The 24,102-nt window shown below is 60.6% G+C and carries 20 protein-coding genes; 9 read left to right on the forward strand and 11 right to left on the reverse strand.

Annotation, left to right across the window (positions count from 1 at the left end):
- Positions 1-24 precede the first annotated feature (24 nt).
- Positions 25-762 (forward strand): hypothetical protein, encoded by a 738-nt coding sequence (locus E5E97_RS15745; RefSeq protein WP_029303065.1) that lies wholly within the window; start codon positions 25-27, stop codon positions 760-762.
- 72 nt (positions 763-834) lie between these two features.
- On the forward strand, positions 835-1,512 hold the full coding sequence (locus E5E97_RS15750; RefSeq protein ID WP_171280535.1) for a DUF2987 domain-containing protein: 678 nt from the start codon (positions 835-837) through the stop codon (positions 1,510-1,512).
- An 84-nt stretch (positions 1,513-1,596) separates the two neighbouring features.
- On the opposite strand, the gene ttcA is transcribed toward E5E97_RS15750, so the two are convergent.
- The 11 genes from ttcA to ccoN form a co-directional block, all read right to left on the reverse strand.
- Entirely contained in the window at positions 1,597-2,505 is a 909-nt protein-coding gene (gene ttcA / locus E5E97_RS15755; RefSeq protein ID WP_011706151.1) for a tRNA 2-thiocytidine(32) synthetase TtcA, read from the reverse strand.
- A 67-nt stretch (positions 2,506-2,572) separates the two neighbouring features.
- Positions 2,573-3,517 (reverse strand): universal stress protein UspE, encoded by a 945-nt coding sequence (gene uspE, locus E5E97_RS15760; RefSeq protein ID WP_005300766.1) that lies wholly within the window; start codon positions 3,515-3,517, stop codon positions 2,573-2,575.
- Positions 3,518-3,651: 134 nt separating this feature from the next.
- Entirely contained in the window at positions 3,652-4,407 is a 756-nt protein-coding gene (locus E5E97_RS15765; RefSeq protein ID WP_005300768.1) for an FNR family transcription factor, read from the reverse strand.
- Positions 4,408-4,475: 68 nt separating this feature from the next.
- Complete coding sequence (locus tag E5E97_RS15770; RefSeq protein WP_171280536.1) at positions 4,476-5,162, reverse strand: sulfite exporter TauE/SafE family protein; 687 nt, start codon at positions 5,160-5,162, stop codon at positions 4,476-4,478.
- On the reverse strand, positions 5,146-5,337 hold the full coding sequence (ccoS, locus tag E5E97_RS15775; RefSeq protein ID WP_024945238.1) for a cbb3-type cytochrome oxidase assembly protein CcoS: 192 nt from the start codon (positions 5,335-5,337) through the stop codon (positions 5,146-5,148). Before ccoS ends, E5E97_RS15770 begins: the two co-directional genes overlap by 17 nt.
- 128 nt (positions 5,338-5,465) lie before the next feature.
- Positions 5,466-7,865, reverse strand: a complete 2,400-nt coding sequence (locus tag E5E97_RS15780; RefSeq protein WP_171280537.1) for a heavy metal translocating P-type ATPase — start codon at positions 7,863-7,865, stop codon at positions 5,466-5,468.
- 92 nt (positions 7,866-7,957) lie between these two features.
- Positions 7,958-8,446 carry a FixH family protein gene (locus tag E5E97_RS15785; RefSeq protein WP_011706148.1) on the reverse strand — a complete coding sequence of 163 codons (489 nt, stop codon included), beginning with the start codon at positions 8,444-8,446 and terminating at the stop codon, positions 7,958-7,960.
- Positions 8,447-8,564: 118 nt separating this feature from the next.
- Positions 8,565-9,554 carry a cytochrome-c oxidase, cbb3-type subunit III gene (ccoP, locus tag E5E97_RS15790; protein WP_011706147.1) on the reverse strand — a complete coding sequence of 330 codons (990 nt, stop codon included), beginning with the start codon at positions 9,552-9,554 and terminating at the stop codon, positions 8,565-8,567.
- The gene (locus E5E97_RS15795; RefSeq protein ID WP_005300779.1) at positions 9,554-9,733 is read right to left on the reverse strand and encodes a CcoQ/FixQ family Cbb3-type cytochrome c oxidase assembly chaperone; all 180 of its coding nucleotides are present in this window, start codon (positions 9,731-9,733) and stop codon (positions 9,554-9,556) included. Before E5E97_RS15795 ends, ccoP begins: the two co-directional genes overlap by 1 nt.
- A gap of 12 nt (positions 9,734-9,745) precedes the next feature.
- On the reverse strand, positions 9,746-10,360 hold the full coding sequence (gene ccoO, locus E5E97_RS15800; RefSeq protein WP_005300783.1) for a cytochrome-c oxidase, cbb3-type subunit II: 615 nt from the start codon (positions 10,358-10,360) through the stop codon (positions 9,746-9,748).
- A 16-nt stretch (positions 10,361-10,376) separates the two neighbouring features.
- Positions 10,377-11,801: a cytochrome-c oxidase, cbb3-type subunit I gene (ccoN, locus tag E5E97_RS15805; protein WP_016350679.1), complete on the reverse strand. Its 1,425-nt coding sequence runs from the start codon at positions 11,799-11,801 to the stop codon at positions 10,377-10,379.
- A gap of 283 nt (positions 11,802-12,084) precedes the next feature.
- Between ccoN and E5E97_RS15810 the strand changes: the two genes are divergently transcribed.
- The 7 genes from E5E97_RS15810 to E5E97_RS15840 all read left to right on the forward strand — a co-directional run bounded on the left by E5E97_RS15810 (position 12,085) and on the right by E5E97_RS15840 (position 24,067).
- Positions 12,085-12,543, forward strand: coding sequence for a hypothetical protein (locus tag E5E97_RS15810; RefSeq protein ID WP_118881248.1), 459 nt, complete (start codon positions 12,085-12,087; stop codon positions 12,541-12,543).
- A gap of 110 nt (positions 12,544-12,653) precedes the next feature.
- Positions 12,654-13,112: a GAF domain-containing protein gene (locus tag E5E97_RS15815; protein WP_011706144.1), complete on the forward strand. Its 459-nt coding sequence runs from the start codon at positions 12,654-12,656 to the stop codon at positions 13,110-13,112.
- A gap of 101 nt (positions 13,113-13,213) precedes the next feature.
- Positions 13,214-13,852, forward strand: coding sequence for an RNA chaperone ProQ (gene proQ / locus E5E97_RS15820; protein WP_011706143.1), 639 nt, complete (start codon positions 13,214-13,216; stop codon positions 13,850-13,852).
- An 8-nt stretch (positions 13,853-13,860) separates the two neighbouring features.
- The gene (gene prc / locus E5E97_RS15825; protein WP_171280538.1) at positions 13,861-15,876 is read left to right on the forward strand and encodes a carboxy terminal-processing peptidase; all 2,016 of its coding nucleotides are present in this window, start codon (positions 13,861-13,863) and stop codon (positions 15,874-15,876) included.
- A 134-nt stretch (positions 15,877-16,010) separates the two neighbouring features.
- A complete protein-coding gene (pepN, locus tag E5E97_RS15830) occupies positions 16,011-18,635 on the forward strand; it encodes an aminopeptidase N (RefSeq protein WP_171280539.1) in 2,625 nt (874 codons plus the stop codon).
- A gap of 72 nt (positions 18,636-18,707) precedes the next feature.
- On the forward strand, positions 18,708-18,929 hold the full coding sequence (locus E5E97_RS15835; protein ID WP_005300804.1) for a DUF2835 domain-containing protein: 222 nt from the start codon (positions 18,708-18,710) through the stop codon (positions 18,927-18,929).
- Positions 18,930-19,207: 278 nt separating this feature from the next.
- Positions 19,208-24,067, forward strand: coding sequence for an NAD-glutamate dehydrogenase (locus tag E5E97_RS15840; RefSeq protein WP_171280540.1), 4,860 nt, complete (start codon positions 19,208-19,210; stop codon positions 24,065-24,067).
- Positions 24,068-24,102: the final 35 nt, after the last annotated feature.

Consider the following 24,102-nt stretch of genomic DNA (forward strand, 5'->3'; position numbering starts at 1 on the left):
TTGGATAGTCAATTGAGTAACAAAATGCGGATAGGTGGTTCCCTCGAACAGTCCCTGAGCCAGGGATATCGTCTCGACCTCAAGGGGGTATTGCAGGAGAGCTGGCAACAGACGCGGCGCACCGGATTCGGCTTGCTGCTGGCCATCGTCGGGGTGACGGCCATCTGGATGCTGCTGAGCAACACCCTGCTCGCTCCCTATGTCAATCAGGAAGGGGGGATGGACGTGGCCCTGGTGCTGAGCCTGCTCATCACCATCATCATGTCGCCCATGACCTCCTCCCTCGACATGCTGGGTTTGCAGCAGTCGGTGGGGGTCCGTGCCCGGCCAAGCCAGGTATTCGACTTCTTTCGCCACTTCCTGCGTCTTGGCAGCCTGAGTCTGCTCGGCAGCCTCATCACCAGCCTGTTCGGCCCGCTGTTCGAACTGCTGGGTCTGCCGGTGATGCTGGCCTTCATTCCGTCGGCCCTGATCGGCATGGGGCTGGTGTTTACCGTGCCGCTGGTGCTGGAGCGCGGCCTGTCGCCGGTGCAGGCCATTCTGGTCTCCCTGCGCCTGTTTGCCCGCGGCTGGCCCAGCATAGTGCTGCTGCACGGGGTCATGATGGCGCTGTTCTTCCTGGCGCTGATCCCCATGGGGCTGGGACTTATCTGGGTGGCACCGCTCTATTTCAACTGCAAGGGGATCCTCTACCGGGATCTGTGCGGGGTGGCGGTCGAAGTGACCGAGGTGAGCCAGGGCCCCGATCATTTCAACGCCTGACGGGCATGCAGGGCGTCAGACAACAGCAACAGATAGCGGCGCGTACAGATGCGTGATGCAAAAGGATGGCATATGAACAATCGATACGGGATGGCGGCCGCGCTGCTGATGGTGCCCATGCTGGCAGTGGCGCAGCCCTCCCTTGAGCTGCAGTACGGCACCTTCTACAGCCAGATGAAGACCTTCGCCAAAGGGGAGTTTGGTCACGCCAGGCTGGGCTTTTATCTGACCGATCAGCAAAATGGCCGGCGCTGCCTGCTCACCTCGGCCCGGGTCTCGACCCTGGATCGGGACGTGGCGGCCGAGGTGACCATCGACAGCGAATTGCGGCTGCCCTATGACGACGATCTGAATCTCGACAAGGCGACCGTGGTGGTGGGGCTCACCGAGCCCCATGAGGCCTGCGATCTGTCGGTACAGGTGATGGCGGATGTGCCGCCGCTGGCAGACAGTCGGTGGGAGCTCAAGGTGAGCGAGCTGACGGGCCGCCAGCACGACATGCAGAGCCTGCTGGAGAAGCTGGCCGGCATGGTTGGCAAATATTTCCTGCCCGAGATGACGGGGGTGAGGGTCAGCCTGGTGCAGCCAAGCGGCACCGCCTACCTCATCGACGGTGCTCGCCAGCTGCCACTGCCCTGGCAGGAGGGACAATTGCTGCTGAGTAACGCCCAGCTGGCGGCGTTTGCCGAGGGCAAGCTGCAGCTGCAGGGGGAGATCCTGCGGTTGACTCCCTGGCTGCACAAGGGCTAGCCCATCTTGAGCCGCTACCGAGGGTGGCCGACATAAAAATGAAAAAGGAGCGCCAGGCGCTCCTTTTTTATGGCTGAGGTGGGCTTAGCGCACCTCAATGACGTCCAGCATGTCCATCTCGTCGATGTCCAACAGCGGCGCCTTGGGCAGCTCGGGCGGATCAAACGCCTTGTCGCCGCCGTCGATGATGCCGGAGTCGCGGTTGATGCTCTTGAAGTCAAACAGCTTGTGATCGAGCAGGTGGCTCGGGATCACATCCTGAATGGCGGTGAACATGGTCTCGAGACGACCCGGGAAGCGGCGATCCCACTCCTGCATCATCTGCTTGATGGCCTGGCGCTGCAGGTTCTCCTGGGAGCCGCACAGGTTGCACGGGATGATGGGGAAGGCCTTGACCTCGGCGTAGCGCACCAGGTCCTTCTCCTTGCAGTAGGCGAGCGGGCGGATCACCACGTTCTTGCCATCGTCGCTCACCAGCTTGGGCGGCATGGACTTGAGCTTGCCGCCGTAGAACATGTTGAGGAACAGGGTCTCGAGGATGTCATCGCGGTGGTGGCCAAGGGCAATCTTGGTGCAGCCCAGCTCCTGGGCAGTGCGGTAGAGAATGCCGCGGCGCAGGCGGGAGCAGAGTGCGCAGGTGGTCTTGCCCTCCGGCACCTTCTCCTTGACGATGGCGTAGGTATCTTCTTCGACGATCTTGAAGTCGATGCCGAGGGTGGTCAGGTATTCGGGCAGCACGTGCTCGGGGAAGCCGGGCTGCTTCTGATCCAGGTTGACTGCAACCAGATCGAAGTGGATGGGGGCGCTGGCCTTCAGGCTCATCAGAATGTCGAGCATGGCAAAGCTGTCCTTGCCGCCGGACAGGCACACCATGACCTTGTCACCCTCTTCAATCATGTTGAAGTCGGCGATGGCCTGACCTACGTTGCGCCGCAGGCGCTTCTGCAGTTTGTTGAAACTGTATTTTTCTTTGGCGTTAAGCTCTTCTAGCATGACCTGAAACCCGGGACAAAAATAAGCGGCTTATTATAGCCATGTCCCGGGGGAGGGCAAGAAAGGCTTATGCTGGACGGCGGCTATCGACCGGGCAGCTGTAATCGGCGGGCTTGAGGATCAGCATGTCGCAGGCGAGACGATCCACCACGTGTTCGGCGGTGTTGCCGAGCAGGGCGGCGGAGAGCCCGGTGCGGCCGACGCACCCCATGATCATCAGGGTGGCCTGCAGCTCGCCGGCGAGATCGGGCAGCACCTCTTCGGGCAGGCCTTCCGCCACCCGGGTCCAGAGATGGCCGATGCCGTATTTGTCGGCGTGGCTCAGCAGCAGACTCTCGTGGTGTTTGCGAATGGCGTCGTTGTAGGCGTTGGGGTCAAACTCCGGCAGCTCGATGGCCACGTTGACCGGGGTGCCCGGATAGGTGTTGACCAGATAGAGGTTGGAGCCGAGCAGCTCGGCGATGGCGATCCCCTCTTCGGTGATCCGCTCGTTGAGCAGCTTCTGATCCTGATCGTCGCTGGAGCAATTGATGGCGGCGATGATGTTGCCGCCCCGCTGCCAATGACCCTCTTTCACCAGCAGCACGGGGCAGGGGCACTTGCGCAGCAGATGCCAGTCGGTGGGGGTGAAGATGAAGGTTTGCAGGAAGGAGTGGTGGTGGGTGGCTTTGACCACCAGATCGTGGCGCTGCTCCAGCACTTCCTGAATGATGCATTCGAAGGGACGGTTGTGCCAGACCACCTTGATCTCGCAATCCAGTCCTCGGGCGCGGTAGGGTTTGAGAATGTCGTCGAGCCATTCGCGGCGCTGGGCAATCACTCCGTGGCGCATCTCTTCCCGCTCATCCACCGACAGCATGGCGGTCATTTCATACGAGAAGTCGTAAATGGTGAGCAACAGGGTCAGTTGGGCGCCTTCATCCAGCTCGGCTACCTTGACCGCACGTTCGAGGGCGATTTGCCGCTCTTCTTCCGGGTTGATGACCACCAGAATTTTTCGGTACTTGACCATGTTCTCCTCCTCCTTGGCAAAAATACCAATGATGGCAGACCTTTAGCCATTACAGCTTAGCTCAGGAGGAGAAGGGGGGACGTGTGCCGGATCAAATTTCGGGGTAAACCGATCCGGCACCAGAGAGAGGAAGCTTAACCGCAGGGGGGGCGGGTTGCACCGGCCATGACACCGAGGGCGACGTGATCCAGTACGGTAATGTACTTGCCCTTGACGCTGATGAGACCGGACTTCTGGAAGCGGCCCAGCAGGCGGCTGATGGTCTCGACGGTGAGGCCGAGGTAGTTGCCGATGTCGCCGCGGGTCATGGAGAGGCGGAACTCCTTGGCGGAGAAACCACGCTCGGAGAAGCGCACCGACAGGTTGTGCAGGAAGGCGGCGAGGCGCTCTTCGGCATTCTTCTTGGAGAGCAGCAGGATCATCTCCTGGTCGCCCATGATCTCGTTGCTCATCAGCCGCATGATCTGCTGGCGGAGCTTCGGCATCTTGCCGGAGAGATCGTCGAGCACGTCGAACGGGATCTCGCACACCATGGCGGTTTCCAGCGCCTGGGCGAAGGAGGGGTGCGCCTGCTTGTGGATGGCGTCAAAGCCGACCAGATCGCCAGCCAGGTGGAAGGCAGTGATCTGCTCGTCACCCTGTTCGGTGATGGTGTATGACTTGATGGTCCCGGAACGGATGGCGTAGAGCGACTTGAGCTCATCGCCGGCCTTGAACAACTCTTCACCCTTCTGGATAGGCTTCTTGCGCTCGATGATGCTGTCCAGCTGATCGAGTTCATTGTCGTTCAGAGTGAAGGGAATGCAGAGCTGGCTGATGCTGCAATCCTGGCAATGAATTGCACAGCCACCGCTCTGAATACGTCTGCCAGGTTTCTTTTCCGGGATCATAGGCTCATACGAATAATTGATTTATATCAAACAAGTTTACCATCAACTCATCCGTTTTGGATAGGGTTTCAAAAGGACGCAATCCCGATCCAGAGGGTATGCAGCCCGTATGCGATGAGCAGCAGGGCGCCACCAAGGCGCAAACTGCGCAGGGTCAGCCAGTAGCGCAGCCGATCCGCCAGCCCCCCCAGCGCAAACAGGGTCGGCAGGGTGCCGAGGCCGAAAAAGAGCATGATCAGCGCTCCACCGCCGGCGGATCCCGCCGCTGCGCTCCAGGTCAGCATGGAGTAGACCAGCCCGCAGGGGAGCCAGCCCCACACCATGCCAAACGGCAGTGCCTGCCAGGCCGAGGTGAAGGGGATGAACTTGCCCGCCAGCGGCTTGAGGCGGGGCCACAACCTGGTGCCAATGCGCTCGAGCAGCAACACCCCCTGCCACCAGCCGGCGAGATAGAGCCCGAGGGCAATCATCAGGAAGGCCGCTACCAGCCGCAGGCCGGCGATGGCGTGCTTGCCCGCGCCGAGTTCACTGGTGGTGGCCAGCAGCCCCCCGACCAAGGCTCCGGCAATCACATAGCTCAAGATCCGGCCGAGGTTGTAGTTGAGCAGGTAACCGAGCCGGCCCCAGAAGTGCTGCTTCTCGGCAGGAATGGCCATGGAGAGGGCGGCGGAGACACCGCCGCACATGCCGATGCAGTGGCCGGCGCCAGCCAGTCCCACCAGCAGGGCGCCCAGCAGATCAAGGGTGGCCGTCATCTTTGTGCTCGTGTTCGACGTGTTTGGGGGCGGGTTGCTCTTCATCGAACAGGATATTGGAACCCTGGCGGTCGAGATCTTCAAACTGTTCGGAGCGAATGGCCCAGAAGAAGACGGCGCCGGCGATGATGACGAAGAGGATGGCGATGGGGATGAGGACGAAGATGATGTTCATGCAGCAAGCCTTGCAATGAAAAGGGTTATGGTACACCACCTTGGTGGCCGCAGACCCGTCGATGTGATGGTGAAGGGAGCCTGAGCGTAGCCAGCTCCCTTCACCCTGTCTGTCCCTGTGGCCACGGCTCAGCGGTTGAGCCGCATGGAGTTGGTGACCACGATGAGGGAGCTCAATGACATGCCCGCCGCCGCCACGTAGGGGGGCAGCCAGCCGCTCGCCGCCAACGGCAGTACCAGCAGGTTGTAACCGATGGACCAGGCGAAGTTCTCCTTGATGATCTTGCGGGTGCGCAGCGCCAGGGCGCGGGCATCCAGCAGGCGGGAGAGATCGTCGGCCAGCAAGATGGCATCGGCGCTGTTCTTGGCCAGATCGGTGCCGCCGGCCATGGCGAAGGAGGCGTGGGCGCCGGCCAGCACAGGGGCGTCGTTGATGCCATCTCCCACCATGATGCTAATGTCGCCGCGGGTCTCGTGCTCCTTGAGGTAGGCCAGCTTGCCATCCGGCGTGACGCCCTTGACCAGCTCGTCGACCCCCAGCTCGCGGGCAACCTCGTCGGCCTGGGCCGAGCTGTCGCCGGTGAGGATGGTGGTCTTGAGGCCGGCCGCCTTGAAGGCCTGGATCAGCGCCTTCGCATCGGGGCGCAGGGTGTCGGTCAGCAGGAAACGGGCGAGCGCCCGATCCTCGTCGGCCAGATAGATGACCAGCCCGTCCGCTTGCGCTGCGTGGGTATCGTTGATGCCGAGCCAGCGAGCACTGCCGAGGCGATAGTGACGACCGTCGATCACCCCTTCGATACCGTGTCCGATGACGGGGGTCACCTTGCTGGCCGCCAGCAGCACGGCGTCCTCTGCGGCGTTGCTGCGAAAGGCGCGGGCGATGGGGTGTTCGGAATAGGCCTCCAGGGCGCGGGCGATGGCAAGGCAGCGCGTCTCGTCGAGATTACCCAAGGCCTCCGTGCTGGTGAGGCTGATGTTGCCGGTGGTCAGGGTGCCGGTCTTGTCCATCACGATGCGGTTGGCTCGGGTCAGTACGTCCAGCACGTGACCGCGGCGCAGCAGGATGCCGGCACGGGTCAGGTGGGCGGTGGCCGAGGTGAGCGCGGTGGGGGTGGCCAGCGACAGGGCGCAGGGGCAGGTCGCGACCAGCACCGCCAGGGTGACCCAGAAGGCCTGCTCCGGCTGATGGAAATGCCAGAAGGTCCAGACGCCAGCGGCGATGAACAGCAGCACCAGAATGAAGTGGCGGGATAGCACGTCCGCCATCTGGGCGATGGCCGGTTTGTCGTCCAGCGCGTGATCCTGCAGCCGCATGATCTGGGCCAGGCGCGACTCTTCGATACGATGGCTGACCCGGATCTCGAGGGGGGCGTCGGTGTTGATGGTGCCGGCATAGACGGCATCCCCCGCCTGCTTGAGCAGCGGCAGCTGTTCGCCGGTCAGCATGGATTCGTTGAGGCTGGCCTGCCCAAGCAGTATGGTGCCATCCGCCGGCAGGGTGGCCCCCGCCAGCACTCGCACCCGGTCGCCAACCTGCAGCGTCTTGGCGGCCACTTCGTGTTCGCCATCCTCATCGAGCCGGGTGGCCATGATGGGTACCAGCCGCGCCAGGTTGGAGCTCGACTCGGAGGCCTTGCGTCTGGCCCGCAGCTCGAGGAAGCGCCCCAGCAGCAGGAAGAAGACGAACATGGTGATGGAGTCGTAATAGACCTCACCGGTATTGAACACGGTGGCCCACATGGAGGCGACGAAGGCACCGATCAGCGCCAACGACACCGACACGTCCATGGAGAGGTGCCCCTGCTTGAGGCTGCGCCAGGCGCCCACGTAGAAGGGCTGGGCCGAGTAGATCATGATGGGGGTGGAGAGCAGCAGACTTATCCACTTGAAGTAGACCATGAACTCCTCTTCGACACTGATGAAGAGGTCCATGTAGAGCGCCACCGCGCACATCATCACCTGCATGGAGCCGAGCCCCGCCAGTGCCAGCCGGAACATGTAGCTGCGCACCTCTTTGGCATAGAGCGCTTCCTGCTGGTGAGTCTGGAAGGGGTAGGCGCGATAGCCAATCTTGGCAAAGCCCTTGAGGATGTCGCTCAAAGAGAGCCGGTCCGGATCCCACTTGATGCGGGCCCGGTGGGTAGTGGTGTTGACGTTGATGTAGTGCAGCCCGGCCAGGTTGCCCAGATGACGTTCGATGAGCCAGGCACAGGCGGCGCAGGTCAAGCCTTCCACCGTTAGCTGGATCTCGCGCACCTTGTGGCTGCCGGTGGCGCTGTCGGTGACAAAATCCTGCTGCACTTCGGCCAGATCGTAGTGGGTGAGGGCGGCGAGCTCTGCGGGTACCAGCTCGCCCTTGGTGCCGGGGGCGGTGCGGTGCTCGTAGTAGCTGGCCAGGCCGCACTCCAGAATGGTTTCCGCCACCGCCTGACAACCGGGGCAGCACATGGGCTGGACTATGCCTCTTATCTCGAGGGCATAGCGGCTGCCGGCGGGTACCGGCTCACCACAGTGAAAGCAGCCGCTCATGACAGCTGGCCGCAGGCCGCCCGGCCTGTCGGCAAAAGCAGTGAAGCGCCGGTTGCTGCCGGCGTGTCATGGTGAACAGGACGGCTCATGACTCAGCGTCCTTTGGGATCGAGTTCGACGGGGGCCTTGGTGGGGAGCTGGACAGTCTCTTGCAGCCGCCATTCGTGGTTGAAGGCATCCACCCGCACATGCCACTTGCCGGTGAGCGGCTTGTCGAGCAGCAGGCGATAGACGCCGTTGCCGTCGGCGGTCACCATGTGCTCGCTGTCCATGCCGGCGAGGGTGGGGTGAAACAGGGAGAGGTAGAGCGCCTGGCCGGCCGGGATATCCCCCGACAGCGGCTTGAGGGTCAGCTCGTTGCCGTTGACCTCCAGCGCGATGTGGATGTTGAGGGCTTCGGAGCGATCAAACTTGCTGAGATCCTGATTAATCTCTTTGCCTTGCTTGTAATAGTCTTCGGCCACCAGGTTGACGCCATCCTTGCTGGCGATGATCGCCGTGCTGATGCTGCCGATCACGGCTGCGGTCGGGAGGGCGATGATGAACCAGGGCCAGAATTGGCGATACCAGGGTTGGGACATAGTGCTACTACCGTGAAACCAGTGATTAACGAAACAGAGGAATTTCAGTCAACATAAGATAACAAAAAGCCTCGAAGAGTCGAGGCTTTTTGCTGAGTAATCACGTGTTTATCACATGTTACTGCTTATTTTGCTGGTCGTTGTGGGACAAGCTGTAAACGTAGGAGGCGAGCAGGTGCACCTTGTCTTCACCCAGAATATCCTTCCAGGCCGGCATCACGCCGTGACGGCCATGGGTGATGGTCTGCTCGACCACCTGACGGGAACCGCCATAGAGCCAGGTGTTGTTGGTGAGATCTGGCGCCCCGAAGGCGATGCCACCCTTGGCGTCCGGACCGTGACAGGCGGCGCAGATGGTGAAGCGTGCTTCACCCTTCTTGGCTTCCACCATGTCCACCTTGCGACCGGAGAGGCTCAGCACGTAGGAGGCCACTTCCTTGACCCCGTCCTTGCCGAGGATCTCGCCCCAGGCTGCCATCACGCCCTGACGACCGCCCATGATGGTGGTCTTGATCTGGTCGGGCGCGCCGCCCCATTGCCATTCGCTGTCGGTCAGGTTCGGGAAACCGCGACCACCGCGGGCATCGGAGCCATGGCACTGGGAGCAGTTCTGCAGGAACAGACGCTGACCCACCTTGCGGGCCTCCGGATCGGCGGCGATCTCTTCGATGGCACGATAGGTCTTGCCATCGGCCTGATAGGCCAGCTCGCGGAACTTGGCGCCGTAGATCTCGTCGGCCTTGATGAGCTCGCGATCGTACTCCACCGCGCGCCCTTCAGCCTTGGCGGAGGCCGCCGCAGCCTTGGACTCGGCCAGCGAGCGTACGTCCTGGTTGGAGCTCTGCCAGCCCAGTACGCCCTTGAAGTTGCCAAGGCCCGGGAAGGCAATCAGATAGACCAGACCGGTGACGATGAAGAAGAGGAACATGTAGGTCCACCACTTCGGCAGCGGGTTGTTGATCTCTTCGATGCCGTCGAAGGCGTGTCCCATGGACTTGCCCTCTTCCACCCCCATCTTGTCGCGCAGGCACCAGACCAGCAGCAAGAAGCAGCCGAGGATGGTCCCCAGACTGATGACGGTGACAAAAATGCTAAACAAAGTGCTCATTATTGTTTCGCTCCTGCGTTCTTGTTATCAGCACTGGGTTGCTCGTCGTCGGCAAAAACCAGATTGGCAGCCTCATCGAAGGAGGTCTTGCGGCGCTTGCTGTAGGCCCAGACGATGATGCCGATCATGATGGCCATCAACAGCAGGGTATACAGGCCGCGAAATGTGCCGTAATCCATATCCTGACTCCTTTATTTCAGGGCATGACCCAGTGATTGCAGATAGGCTACCAGCGCATCCAGCTCGGTCTTGCCCTTCACGGCCTCACCGGCACCCTGAATGTCGGCATCCGTGTAGGGTACGCCGAAGTGATCGCGGAACAGGGCCAGCTTCTTACCAGTCAGTTCACCGGTCAGCACGTTGGTGTCGAGCCAGGGGAAGGCGGGCATGTTGGACTCGGGCACCACGTCGCGCGGGTTGATCAGGTGAGCACGGTGCCAGTCGTCGGAATAACGACCGCCAACCCGGGCCAGATCCGGGCCGGTACGCTTGGAGCCCCACAGGAAGGGGTGCTCCCACACGCTCTCACCGGCGACCGAGTAGTGGCCATAACGCTCGGTTTCGGCGCGGAACGGACGGATCATCTGGCTGTGGCAGACAGTGCAGCCTTCGCGGATGAAGATGTCGCGCCCTTCCATCTGCAGAGCGGTATAAGGCTTGAGGCCTTCGACCGGCTCAGTGGTCTGCTTCTGGAAGAACAGCGGGGTGATTTCGACCAGGCCCCCCAGGCTGATGGCAAATATGATGCCGACCACCAGCATGGGAACGCTCTTTTCAAAGATCTCGTGACGGTTATTGTTGCTCATGCTTTGACCTCTTCAATCATGCTGGCTGTGCGACAGGTTCCAGGGAACCTTTGGGCGCAGTGATGGTGCGATAGGCGTTGTAGGCCATCAGCAACATGCCGGTGACAAAGAAGCAGCCACCCAGGAAGCGCACGAAGTAGAAGGGATAAGAGGCCTGCAGCGCTTCTACGAAGCTGTAGGTCAGGGTGCCGTCGTCGTTGACTGCACGCCACATCAGACCCTGCATCACCCCGGAAATCCACATGGCGACGATGTAGAGCACGGTGCCCACGGTAGCCAGCCAGAAGTGGACGTTGATGAGCTTGATGCTGTACATGCGGCCCTGGCCGAACAGGTTCGGGATCAGGTGGTACACGGCACCGATAGAGACCATGGCAACCCAGCCCAGTGCGCCGGAGTGGACGTGACCGATGGTCCAGTCGGTGTAGTGGGAGAGGGCGTTGACGGTCTTGATCGCCATCATCGGGCCTTCGAAGGTGGACATGCCGTAGAACGACAGGGACACGATCAGGAAGCGCAGGATGGGGTCATAACGCAGTTTGTGCCAGGCACCGGAGAGGGTCATGATGCCGTTGATCATGCCGCCCCAGGAGGGCACGAACAGGATCAGGGACATCACCATGCCCAGCGACTGGGCCCAGTCAGGCAGCGCGGTATAGTGCAGGTGGTGCGGACCGGCCCAGATGTAGAGGGAGATCAGCGCCCAGAAGTGAACGATGGAGAGACGGTAGGAGTAGACCGGACGACCCGCCTGCTTGGGCACGAAGTAATACATCATGCCGAGGAAGCCGGCGGTCAGCAGGAAGCCTACCGCGTTGTGGCCATACCACCACTGCACCATGGCATCCATGGCGCCAGAGTACATGGAGTAGGATTTCATGCCCGAGAGCGGCACTTCCATGTTGTTGACGATGTGCAGCACGGCCACCGTGATGATGAAGGCACCGAAGAACCAGTTCGCCACATAGATGTGGGAGGTGGTGCGCTTGACCAGGGTGCCGAAGAAGACCACGGCATAGGCGACCCAGACGATGGTGATGGCGATATCAATCGGCCATTCCAGCTCTGCGTACTCCTTGGAGGTGGTGTATCCCAGCGGCAGCGAAATGGCGGCCGAGAGGATGATTGCCTGCCAGCCCCAGAACACGAAGGAGGCAAGCTTGCCGCCGAACAGTCGGGTTTGACAGGTGCGTTGCACCACATAGAAGGAGGTCGCCATCAGGGCGCTACAGCCAAACGCGAAGATGACCGCGTTGGTGTGCAGAGGGCGAAGGCGACTGTAAGTCAGCCAGGGAGTATCAAAGTTGAGGGCAGGCCAGATCAACTGGGCTGCGATCAGTACGCCAACCGACATGCCGACAATTCCCCAGACAATCGTCATGATGGTGAACTGGCGAACAACGGTGTAGTTGTACTCAGGATGGTTAGTTGTATGGCTCATCGTTGTATTCCGCTTCCGATGCTGCTGTTGTTTGATTTTGTGTCCAGTGACGTGGACCGACTTCATTGGCTACTGCCTTTTCTCTTGTTAACAACTGTTAATAAAAGGAAAAGCAAAAAGTAGCTAAATGAAAATTCAATGGGAATGATACTGAACTGACAGGTAAAATAACAGTATAAACAGTGATATATTTGGCTCCGTTGGGTCTCGCCTGTTCAATTATTTACCTTGCGCGAGATCACGAAAATGTCATTTTTCAGACATCTTACAAGGCTGTTTTTTCATGAAAGAGAGACTCACTTCACGCAAAATTGTCCATTTGGCGATCGTCCTGGCCATTTTGCTCGGATTGGTTGCCTATCGAACCTGGTTCGGCAACGTACAGACGGCGGTGGCGGGATCAGAAAAAGATCAGATTTGTGATCTGTCCCACAGCTCATGCCCCCTGCAAGCGGGGAATAAGCCGCTGATCGCCCGCATCGCATCGCTGCCGGTGCAGGCCGAACGTGACTTTGTGATACAGCTTCAGGGCGGCGAGCCGGCCGTGACGCCGGTAAAAGCATGGCTGGAGGGGCGGGACATGTTCATGGGGACCATTCCGGTCAACTTTGAGGCCACCGAGCAAGGCTGGCAGGGGACTACCCTGGTGGGATCCTGCACCTCGCCGATGATGGTCTGGCTGCTCAATATCGAGTGGAGCAATGGCCAGCGCCAGCAACTGGCGCTCTCCGTCGCCCGCTAAATGCCTCGCCTGATTGAAGAAAGGATGGGGGGTGAGGTGAAAATTGATTTGAATTTTTCAGGCGGGGCGTTACCTTGCACTGATTGTCAGGGAGTGAAGTTCATTTAATCATGATTGAAAAACAAGCATTTTATCGCACCCTCAACCAGCAGGCCCAGGCATTGCTGGAAGGGGAGCCGGATCTCATCGCCAACCTGGCCAACCTGTCTGCACTGCTCAACCAGGAGCTGGCCGACATCAACTGGGTCGGCTTTTACCTGTTGCAGGGTGAGACCCTGGTGCTCGGCCCGTTCCAGGGCAAGCCGGCCTGCGTGCGCATTCCGGTCGGGCGCGGGGTATGTGGTACGGCGGTGGCCGAGGGCAAGACCCAGCTCATCGACGACGTGCACCAGTTTGAAGGTCACATCGCCTGCGACGGTGCCAGCAATGCCGAAATCGTGATCCCGCTGCGGCGTGGTGGCGAGATCATTGGCGTACTGGATATCGATAGTCCAATCTTTAACCGCTTTGATGCGCAAGACCGGATTGGACTGGAAGAAACGGTGCAAATTTTGGAAAGCATGCTCTAAGTCATTGCTTGATGGTTCGCAAAAGGCCCCAAGCTCTCTATAATGGGGCCTTTGTTGTGCTCGGGTGTGCCCGCGCGTTTATATGAAAGCCAAGGTTATACATGGAAAACACTGAGAAGCTGAAGAACAGTAAAGAGATCGTTGCCTACCTGGTCGAGAAATTCCCGGCCTGCTTCATCGCTGAAGGAGAGGCCAAGCCGCTCAAGATTGGCATCTTCCAGGATTTGGCCGAGCGTCTTGCTGACGACGCCAGAGTCTCCAAGACCATGCTGCGTTCTGCTCTGCGTCAATACACCTCCAGCTGGCGTTACCTGCATGGCCTCAAGGCCGGCCAGGCCCGTGTCGATCTGGACGGCAATCCGGGCGAGCTGCTCACCGAAGAGCACATCGAGCACGCCAAGCAAGCCCTCAAAGAGAGCAAAGAGCGTGTCTTTGCCAGCCGTCGTACCAACACCAAGGAAGAGAAGGCCAAGCAGCCACGTCGTCCGGCCCCGCGCAAGGCCGATGCTGCCGCCAAATCCGACAAGCCGAAAGCCGCTCCCAAGGCTGCTCCCGTCGCTGTCGAAGCACCGCTGGTCAAAGTGGATGCCGCTACCCTGAAAGTGGATCAGGGCGTCCGGGTTGTGCTGGGCAAGTCTCCGGTGCCGGCCACCATCAAGGAAGTGACCAAGGATGACGTTCAGGTTCAATTGCAGACCGGCATGATGCTGCGGGTCAAATTCGAGCACCTGGTTCTCTAAGGAGACAAATGTTGAAGCATGGCGTAATTCGTTTTTCCCTCGTTGCCTGTAGCCTGGCGCTTGCCGGGCTTGCACAGGCCATCGAGCCGGTGCTCAAGGAAAGTGATTTGCCTGTGTTGGCTCAGGAGAGCCAACATGCTACGGCTAGCAAGCGAATTGCCAATCTGTTTACCCGCTCGCATTACAAGCAGTTCAAGCTGGACGATGCCTTTTCCTCCGTGATCTTTGACAAGTATCTGGAGAATCTGGACTACAGCCGCAACCTGTTTCTGGCCTCTGATATCAGCCGCTTTGAAAAGTACCGTACCGGTTTTGACACCGACCTCGAGAGAGGACGGCTGGCCCCGGCTTACGAGATGTTCAATCTGAGTCAGCAGCGGCGTTATGAGCGGTTCGAATACGCCCTCAAACTGCTCGATACTCCTTTCGATTTTACCCAGCCCGACAACTATATCTTTGATCGGGAAGGGGCGGCCTGGCCGAAAGACGAAGCCGAACTCAATGAGTTGTGGCGCCAGCGGGTCAAGTTCGATGCCCTGAGCCTCAAGCTCAGCGGCAAGGAGTGGCCCGAGATCAAGGAACTGCTTGGCAAGCGTTACAACAACGCCATCAAGCGGATGTCCCAGACCGAGAGCGAGGACGTGTTCCAGCTCTTCATGAACTCCTTCGCTCGCGCCATCGAACCGCACACCAGCTATCTGTCTCCGCGCAGCGCCGATCGTTTCAACACCGAGATGAACCTCTCGCTGGAGGGGATTGGTGCCGTGCTGCAGGCCGAGGATGACTTCACCGTCATTCGCTCCCTGGTGCCCGGTGGCCCGGCTGCCAAGTCCAACCACCTCAAGCCTGATGACAAGATCGTCGGGGTAGGGCAGGACGACGGCAAGATTGTCGATGTGATCGGCTGGCGTCTCGACGACGTGGTCGAACTCATCAAGGGACCAAAAGGCAGCAAGGTGAAGCTGGAGATCCAGCGTGGCAAGGGCGCCGCTGCCAAGACCGAGCAGATCGAGCTGGTGCGCGACAAGGTGCGCCTGGAAGACCGAGCCGCCAAGTCCAAGGTGATCACCGCCGAAGGCAAGAAGATCGGGGTGCTCGAGATCCCGAGTTTCTACGTCAACCTGCACGATGACGTGATCAAGGAGCTCTCCAGCCTCAACAAGCAGAAGATCGATGGCCTCATCGTCGATCTGCGTGGCAACGGCGGCGGCGCGCTGACTGAAGCCTCTGCCCTGAGCGGCCTGTTCTTTGCCAGCGGTCCCGTGGTGCAGATCCGGGATCACATGGGCCGTATCACCGTCAACGGTGATGACGACGGCAACGTCTACTACGGCGGCCCCATGTCGGTGATGATCGACCGCTACAGCGCCTCGGCCTCCGAGATCTTTGCCGCCGCCATGCAGGATTACGGCCGCGCACTGATCCTCGGCGAAAACTCGTTCGGCAAGGGTACGGTGCAGCAGCATCGCAGCCTCGCCAAGGTGTACGACTTCTACGAGCAGCCGCTCGGTCACGTGCAGTACACCATCGCCAAGTTCTACCGGATCAACGGTGGCAGCACCCAGAACAAGGGCGTCGCTCCGGACATCAGCTTCCCGGCTGCGGTGGCGCCGGAAGAGACGGGCGAGAGCCGCGAGTTCAATGCCTTGCCGTGGGACAAGATTGCATCGGCCAAGTACGACAAGCTCGGCAACTTCGCCAGCCTGCTGCCCAAGCTGCAGTCTGCCCACGAGGCACGGATCAATAAGGATCCGGAGTTTGCCTACGTGATGCAGGACATTGCCGACTACAAGGAGGAGAAAGACAAGAAGTCGGTCTCCCTCAACGAGGCGGAACGTCTGGCGGATCAAGCCAAGCAGGACGAGAAGGCTCTCAAACGTACCAATGAGCGCCTTGCCCGTCTCGGCAAGCCGGCGGTGAAGAGTCTGGATGAACTGCCTGCCGATTTCGAGGCCCCCGACGAGTATCTGGTCGAGGCTGCCAACATCACGGCGGACCTGGCCAAGCTCAGCAAACGCAGCTGATCATCAGTGAGTCAATTAATTAACAAGGGCGACTGAGGTCGCCCTTTCTTTTGCCTGAATGCAAACTATTTGACCCTGCCAACCGGTTGTGACAGCCTCTGACACGTCAATTACAAGCGTGGAAGCAAACAATAATGACCGATCACTCCCAGGCCATGACGGCCAAATATCGCCAGGATTACCGGGCTCCGCTCTACTGGATCGACAGCATCGATCTCGACTTTCAGCTGCAGGAACCGCTGACCCAGGTGACCGCCATCTCCCGTCTGCGGCGCAATGGCGAGCACAATGAACCGCTGGTGCTGGATGGGGAGGGGCTCTCCCTGCACAGCGTCAGCGTGGACGGGGTACCCTTCACCCAGTACGAGCAGGGCGAGAGCAGCCTGACCCTGTTCAACCTGCCGGCCGAATGCGTGCTGACCATCGTGACCCTGCTGGATCCGGCTGCCAACACCGCGCTGGAAGGGCTCTACAAGTCCGGCGATGCCTACTGCACCCAGTGCGAGGCGGAAGGGTTCCGGCGCATCACCTATTACCTGGACCGGCCCGATATTCTGGCCCGTTACAGCACCCGCATCACCGCCGACAAATCCCAGTTCCCTTTCCTGCTCTCCAACGGCAACAAGGTCGACAGCGGCGATCTGGGTGACGGCCGCCACTTCGTGCAGTGGCAGGATCCCTTCCCCAAGCCGAGCTACCTGTTTGCCCTGGTGGCCGGGGACTTCGACGTTGAACGCAGCCATTACGTCACCAAGAGCGGCCGCAAGGTGGCCCTCGAGATCTTCGTCGACAAGGGCAACCTGGACCGCGCCGGTTTCGCCATGGAGAGCCTCATCAACTCCATGCGCTGGGACGAGCAGCGCTTCGGCCTCGAGTACGACCTCGACATCTATATGATCGTGGCGGTGGACTTCTTCAACATGGGCGCCATGGAGAACAAGGGGCTCAACATCTTCAACTCCAAGTTCGTGCTGGCCAACCCGGCTACCGCCACCGACAGCGACTACCACGGCATCGAGCGGGTGATCGGCCACGAATACTTCCACAACTGGACCGGCAACCGGGTCACCTGCCGCGACTGGTTCCAGCTCAGCCTGAAAGAGGGGCTGACCGTGTTCCGGGATCAGGAGTTCTCCTCCGATCTGGGCTCACGCGGGGTCAATCGCATCAACAACGTGCGCACCGTGCGCGGCCCGCAGTTTGCCGAAGATGCCGGCCCCATGGCCCACCCCATCCGCCCGGATGTGGTGATCGAGATGAACAACTTTTACACCCTTACCGTCTACGAGAAGGGTTCGGAAGTGATCCGCATGCTGCACACCCTGCTGGGTGAGGCCGCCTTCCAGGCGGGCATGCGCCTCTATTTCGAGCGCTTTGACGGTCAGGCCGTTACCTGTGACGACTTCGTGCAGGCGATGGAAGACGCCTCCGGGGTGGATCTCGGCCGCTTCCGCCGCTGGTACAGCCAGTCCGGTACCCCCGAGCTCACCGTGACCGACGAGTACGATGCCGAAAGCGGCGTCTATCGTCTGCACGTGAGCCAGCACACCCCGCCGACCCAGGATCAGCCGCAAAAACTGCCGCTGCATATTCCGCTCGACATCGAACTCTATGATGAGCAAGGGGCCGTCATTCCGTTGCAGTATCAGGGCAAGGCCATCGGCAACGTGCTCGACGTGCTGGAAGCGGAGCAGACCTTTGTGTTTGATCGGGTGGCGGTCAAGCCGGTGCCCTCCCTGCTGCGGGACTTCTCCGCGCCGGTCAAGCTGCATTTTGACTACAGCGACGAAGCGCTGGCCTTCCTGATGCGCCATGCCCGCAACGAGTTTGCTCGCTGGGATGCGGCGCAGATGCTGATCAACAAGGCAGTCATCGACGGTGTGGCCCGGGTCCAGCACGGGCAGGGGGTTGAGCTCTCCCAGACTCTGCTGGCGGCCTTTGTCGCCATTCTGGACGATGGCGAGCTGGACCAGGCCCTCAAGGCGGAGATCCTGGCGCTGCCGGGTGAAGCGACCCTGGCCGAGTTGTTCGAGGTGGCCGACATCGATGCCATCCATCAGGTGCGCAACGAGATCCACACCTCGCTGGCCCACGCCTTCGGTGCCCGTCTGACGAGCAGTTACGAGGCGCTGCGCCTGCCGGCGTATCAGGTGGTGCATACCGACATGGCCAAGCGGGCGCTCAAGGGGGTCGTGCTGGGCTATCTGGCGGCGCTCGACGCCGGCAGTGCCGATCTGCTGGTACGCCAGCAATATGCCACCGCCGACAACATGACCGACACCTTGGCAGCGCTGCAGGTGGCCAACAGCCATCTGTTGCCGTGCCGCTCCGAGCTGCTGGCCGATTTCGAAGGCAAGTGGGCCAAGGATGGGCTGGTGCTGGACAACTGGTTGCGACTGGTGGGTAGCAAGCCGGCGGAAGACGTGCTGGAGGAGGTAAAGCTGGCGATGGCGCATCCCATCTTCAGCATCCGCAACCCGAACCGGTTGCGGGCGCTGGTGGCCAGTTTTGCCATGAACAACCAGGTGCAGTTCCATGCGCGCGATGGTCGCGGCTACCGCTTCCTGACCGATCTCTTGATCGAGCTCAACGAGGTCAACCCGCAGGTGGCCTCCCGCCTCATCACCCCGCTCATCCAGTTCAAGCGGCTCGATGAGGGGCGCAAGGCGCTGATCCGCACCGAGCTGACCCGTCTGGCCAACCTCGAGGGGCTGGCGCGGGATCTGTTCGAGAAGGTGAGCAAGGCACTGCAGCAGTAAACCCGACGGGGTGGGGGAGCCATCTCCCACCCTTTCAACACCCGGGCCGTTTATCAGACCAGAGGAGTCATCGTGAAGCAGTTTACCTTTCGCCTGTCCCTGAGCCACGACGAGGTCATGCTGATGTATCAGGGCCATGCCAAACGGCTGGTGGTACGCAGCGAGCAGGGGCTGACCCTGGAGCTGGGCATTGAGAAAATCCGGCCTTTCGTCGCCATCAGCGGGGTACATGGCTATTTTCGCCTCAAAACCCAGGATGATTATCGCTTTATCAGCCTCGAACGCATAAATTAACAAAACTTGAACATATTTCCGCGCAATTCACTGCTTTCAGTCACTATCTATCCGGTAAATCCGTAACCACCCAGTGGGATTTTCTGTTTTTTGCCAGAACGGCAAAATTTTTCACAGCTTAAGGCGTGATCTGACCCTTGTTTTTAACAACTCATTATCACCTTTGCTCGCCTTCCTTGATCCAAGACATTACACTTCGCAGCAACTCTGTACCGGTGGGCATCCAGGGTGGATGTCTCTGTGTCGGTGGTTAATGTCGTCCGATAAGGAATATAGAAATGGCATTGAAAGACGCCCCTACCTCAGTTCTGCTCGAAAACGTTCTCAGCCTGATCCATCAGAAATTGCCCAAGAAGAGTGCCTCCCTGGTCGAGTGCTTCGTCGCCAAGTTCTACGGCAACATGGCGAGCACCGATCTGCACGATCGCAATGACAGCGATCTCTATGGCGCCGCGCTCAGCCTGTGGAATGCGCTCAACCAGCGCACCTCGACCTCCCCCTATATCCGGGTCTACAATCCCGAGCTGACCCGCCATGGCTGGCAGTCTCCCCATACCATCGTCGAGATCATCCTGCAGGACTCCCCCTTCCTGGTGGACTCCATCCGCATGGCGCTCAAGCGCCGGGGCATCACGGCGCACATGATGCTGCACCAGCCGCTGCACCTCATTCGCGGCAACGAAGGCAAGATCAGCGCCATTTTGGATCTCGACAACAGTGCCGAACAGACCTCGGTCGAGACCGCCTTCCTCATCGAAATCGATCACCTCACCAGCGAGGAGCAGATGGAAGGGCTGACCGCCGAGCTCAACTCCGTGGCCGGTGAAGTGGCCCTAGCGGTCGGTGACTGGCAGCCGATGCTGGCACGTTTGAACGAGATCATCGACGAGCTGCCCAAGCGCAAGAACCCGGTCAGTCAGGCCGAAGTGGACTCCTGCGTTGCCTTCCTCAAGTGGGTAGCCGCCCATAACTTCACCCTGATGGGCTATCGCCGCTATGACGTCAAGGCGGTGGAGGGGGATCACGAGATCCTGCCCCAGGCCGACTCCAGCCTGGGTCTGATGAAGAACTCCATCAAGGAAGTGGGGCAGCGCCTTGGCAACATGCCGGCCAGTGCCCGTCACGCGGCGCTGAGTTCTGATTTGCTGATCCTCACCAAGTCCAACAGCAAGTCACGGGTGCATCGCCCGGCGTATGTGGACTACATCGGCATCAAGCGCTTCGACGAGCACGGCAAGGTGGTGGGGGAAGATCGCTTCATCGGCCTGTATGCCTCCTCCATCTACAACACCAGCGCGACCCAGATCCCGCTCATCAGTCACCGTCTCGAGCACATCATGGCCGCCTCCGGTCACGAGAAGGGCTCCCACGCCTACAAGGCGCTGCTGAACGTGCTGGAAACCTACCCGCGCGACGAGCTGATCCAGGCCCGTGAAGAGGAGCTGCTGGCCACCGGTCTTGGCGTGCTGGAGATGCAGGAGCGCGACATGCTGCGCCTGTTCGTGCGCCGCGACGTGTACGGCCGCTTCTTCTCCTGCATGGTCTATGTCACCAAGGAGCGCTACAACACGGCGCTGCGTGTCAAGACCCAGCAGATCCTGCAGAAATATTTTGGCAGCAGCGAAGAGGTGGAGTTCAACGTCTACTTCACCGAGGGCGTGCTGGCACGGACCCACTACATAGTGCGGGTCAACAACAACAACGTGGATGTGGATGTGAACGAAGTACAGAACAACCTGATTGAAGCGGCCCGCAGCTGGGACGACCGCCTCGACTCCGTGCTGCTCTCTCACTACGGTGAAGCCCGCGGCAACGAACTGCGCCGCCGTTTCAGCACCGCCTTCCCCCGCGCCTACAAGGAAGACGTGCTGCCGGGTTCTGCCGTGGCCGACATCATGGAGCTGGACAACCTGAGCGAAGCCAATCCGCTCGGCATGCTGTTCTACCGCGCCCAGGAGGAGGAGAACGATCGCCGGGTTCGCCTCAAACTGTTCCACCGCACCGAACCCATCCACCTCTCCGATGTGCTGCCCATGCTGGAAAACATGGGGCTGCGCGTCATCGGCGAAACCCCGTATCAGGTGCGCACCCCGGCGGGCGACATCTTCTGGATCCTCGACTTCTCCATGCTGCTGCATGGTGAGCAGCCGTTCGATCTGGAGCAGAGCCAGCAGCGCTTCCAGCAGGCTTTCGCAGCCATCTGGAACAAGCAGCTGGAAGATGACGGCTTCAACCGCCTGGTGCTGGGGGCCGGCCTCACCGGTCGTCAGGTCTCGGTGCTGCGCGCCTATGCCAAATACATGCGGCAGACCGGCGTCTCTTTCAGCCAGTCCTATATCGAAGAGACCCTGACCCGCTACCCGGATATCGCCCAGCTGTTGTTCACCCTGTTCGAACAGCGCCTTGATCCGGCCGGCAAGCAGGACGCCAAGGTGCCATCGCAAGATGCCAAGGCATCCGCCAAGTTGCACGAGCAGCTCGCCGCCAAGCTTGATCAGGTCGCCAACCTGGACGACGATCGCATCATCCGCCGCTATGTGGAGATGATCGACGCCACCCTGCGCACCAACTACTACCAGCTGGACAAGGCAGGCCACATCAAGCCCTACATCTCCTTCAAGCTGGCCCCCTCCAGCATCACCGACATGCCGCTGCCGCTGCCCAAGTTCGAGATCTTCGTCTACTCGCCGCGGGTGGAAGGGGTACATCTGCGCTGGGGCAAGGTGGCCCGTGGCGGTCTGCGCTGGTCTGATCGCAAGGAGGACTTCCGTACCGAAGTGCTGGGTCTGGTAAAAGCCCAGCAGGTGAAGAACACAGTCATCGTGCCGGTCGGTGCCAAGGGCGGCTTCTACTGCAAACAGATGCCGGCAGGCGCCCCCCGTGCTGCCATCCAGGAAGAGGGCAAGGCCTGCTATCGTCTGTTCATCCGCGGCCTGCTCGATGTGACCGACAACATCATCGGCGGCGAGGTGATCCCGCCGAAATCCGTGGTGCGTCACGACGAGGATGACTACTACCTGGTAGTGGCCGCCGACAAGGGCACCGCGACCTTCTCCGACATCGCCAACGAGATAAGTCTCGAATACGGCCACTGGCTGGGCGACGCGTTCGCCTCCGGCGGCTCGGTTGGCTATGACCACAAGAAGATGGGCATCACCGCCCGCGGCGCCTGGGAATCGGTCAAGCGGCATTTTCGCGAGATCGGTGTCAACTGCCAGACCACCGACTTCACCTGCGTCGGCATCGGCGATATGGCGGGGGACGTGTTCGGCAACGGCATGCTGCTCTCCGAGCACACCCAGCTGGTGGGCGCCTTCAACCACATGCACATCTTCATCGACCCGACCCCCAATGCGGCCAAGAGCTTCGTCGAGCGCAAGCGGCTGTTCGAACTGCCCGGCTCCAGCTGGGATGACTACAACCGGGAGCTGATATCACAAGGGGGCGGCATCTTCTTGCGCTCGGCCAAGTCCATCAAGCTGAGCCCCGAGATCCAGACCCTGCTCGGCACCGACAAGGCCAGCATGGCGCCGAACGAGCTGATCAAGGCGCTGCTCTGCCTGAACGTCGATCTGCTGTGGAACGGCGGCATCGGCACCTATGTGAAGAGTTCCCGCGAGAGTGACGCCGAAGTGGGCGATCGCAGCAACGACGTGCTGCGAGTCAATGGCCGCGATCTGCGGGCCCGCATCGTGGGTGAGGGCGGCAACCTCGGCTTTACCCAGCTGGGCCGGGTGGAGTACGCCAGCCAGGGTGGACGCATCAACACCGACTTCACCGACAACGTGGGCGGGGTGGACTGCTCCGACAACGAGGTGAACATCAAGATCCTGCTGAACCAGCTGGTGGCGGCCGGTGACCTGACCCTCAAGCAGCGCAACCAGATGCTCTATGAGATGACCGACGACGTGGCGCAGATTGTCATCACCAACGCCTATCGCCAGTCCCAGTCCATCTCGGTGACCAGTTTCCGTGGTGCCGAGCAGCTCAAGGAGCAGCAGCGTTTCATTCAGGGGCTGGAGCGGGAAGGCAAGCTCGACCGCGCCCTGGAGTTCCTGCCCTCCGACGAGGAGCTCTCCGAGCGGATGGCGGCGGGGCAGGGGCTGACCCGACCCGAGCTGGCAGTGCTGGTGGCTTACGGCAAAATGGTACTGAAAGAGCAGCTCAACTGCCCGGAAGTGACCGACGAGCCCTTCCTCGCCAACATGCTGGTGACCAGCTTCCCGGCCAAGCTGCAGCAGCAGTTCGGGGCGGCACTGGCCCAGCATCCGCTGCGCGGCGAGATCATCGCGACCCGGGTGGCCAACATGCTGGTCAACGACATGGGGCTGAACTTCGCCAGCCGGATGAAAGACGAGACCGGTGCCTCGGTGGCGGAAGTGGCCTGCTGCTTCGCCATGGCACGCGAGGTATTTGGCCTCAATCAGCTGTGGCGCGACATCGAAGGGTGCGACAACCTGGTGGGGGCAGAGACCCAGCTCGAACTGATGTTCTACAGCCGTCGCATCGTGCGCCGCGCCACCCGCTGGTTCCTGCGCGCCCGCAATCGCAGCTGGAGCATCAGCGAGAACATCGCCTTCTTCCGCCCGGCCTTCGAGACGCTGGGGCAGCACCTCTATGAGGTGATGGACGAGAGCGAAGTGGCCGAACACCAGCAGGCGGTCGCGGCGTTGGTGGCCAAGCAAGTGCCACAAGCCATCGCCCGTCAGGTGGCCCACATGAGCAGCCTCTTCTCCAGCCTGGATCTGGCGCAGATCGCCGCGGAGCACAAGACCGACATCCTGCGTGCCGCCAACGTCTACTATCGCCTCGGCGCCAAGCTGGATCTGCACTGGTTCCTCGACCAGATCAACCATCAACCGGTGGGGAACCACTGGCAGGCGATGGCGCGGGCCTCCTTCCGCGAAGATCTGGACTGGCAGCAGCGCAGCCTCACTTCCGTGGTGCTGGAAGGGTGCAAAGATCAGGGAGAATGCGCTACCATACTGGCCGACTGGATTTCGGAGCATGAGCAACTCTTGTCCCGTTGGACCCACATGTTGGCCGACTTCAAGACCACCAGCACTCACGAGTTCGCCAAGTTCTCGGTGGCCTTGCGGGAGTTGAACCTGCTCCAGTTGAATTGCCGAGCACTGTAATTGCCAGTTAAGGCATAACAGCGGTATCACACCCA

The sequence above is a fragment of the Aeromonas sp. 2692-1 genome (assembly GCF_013085505.1).
Taxonomy (GTDB): domain Bacteria; phylum Pseudomonadota; class Gammaproteobacteria; order Enterobacterales; family Aeromonadaceae; genus Aeromonas; species Aeromonas hydrophila.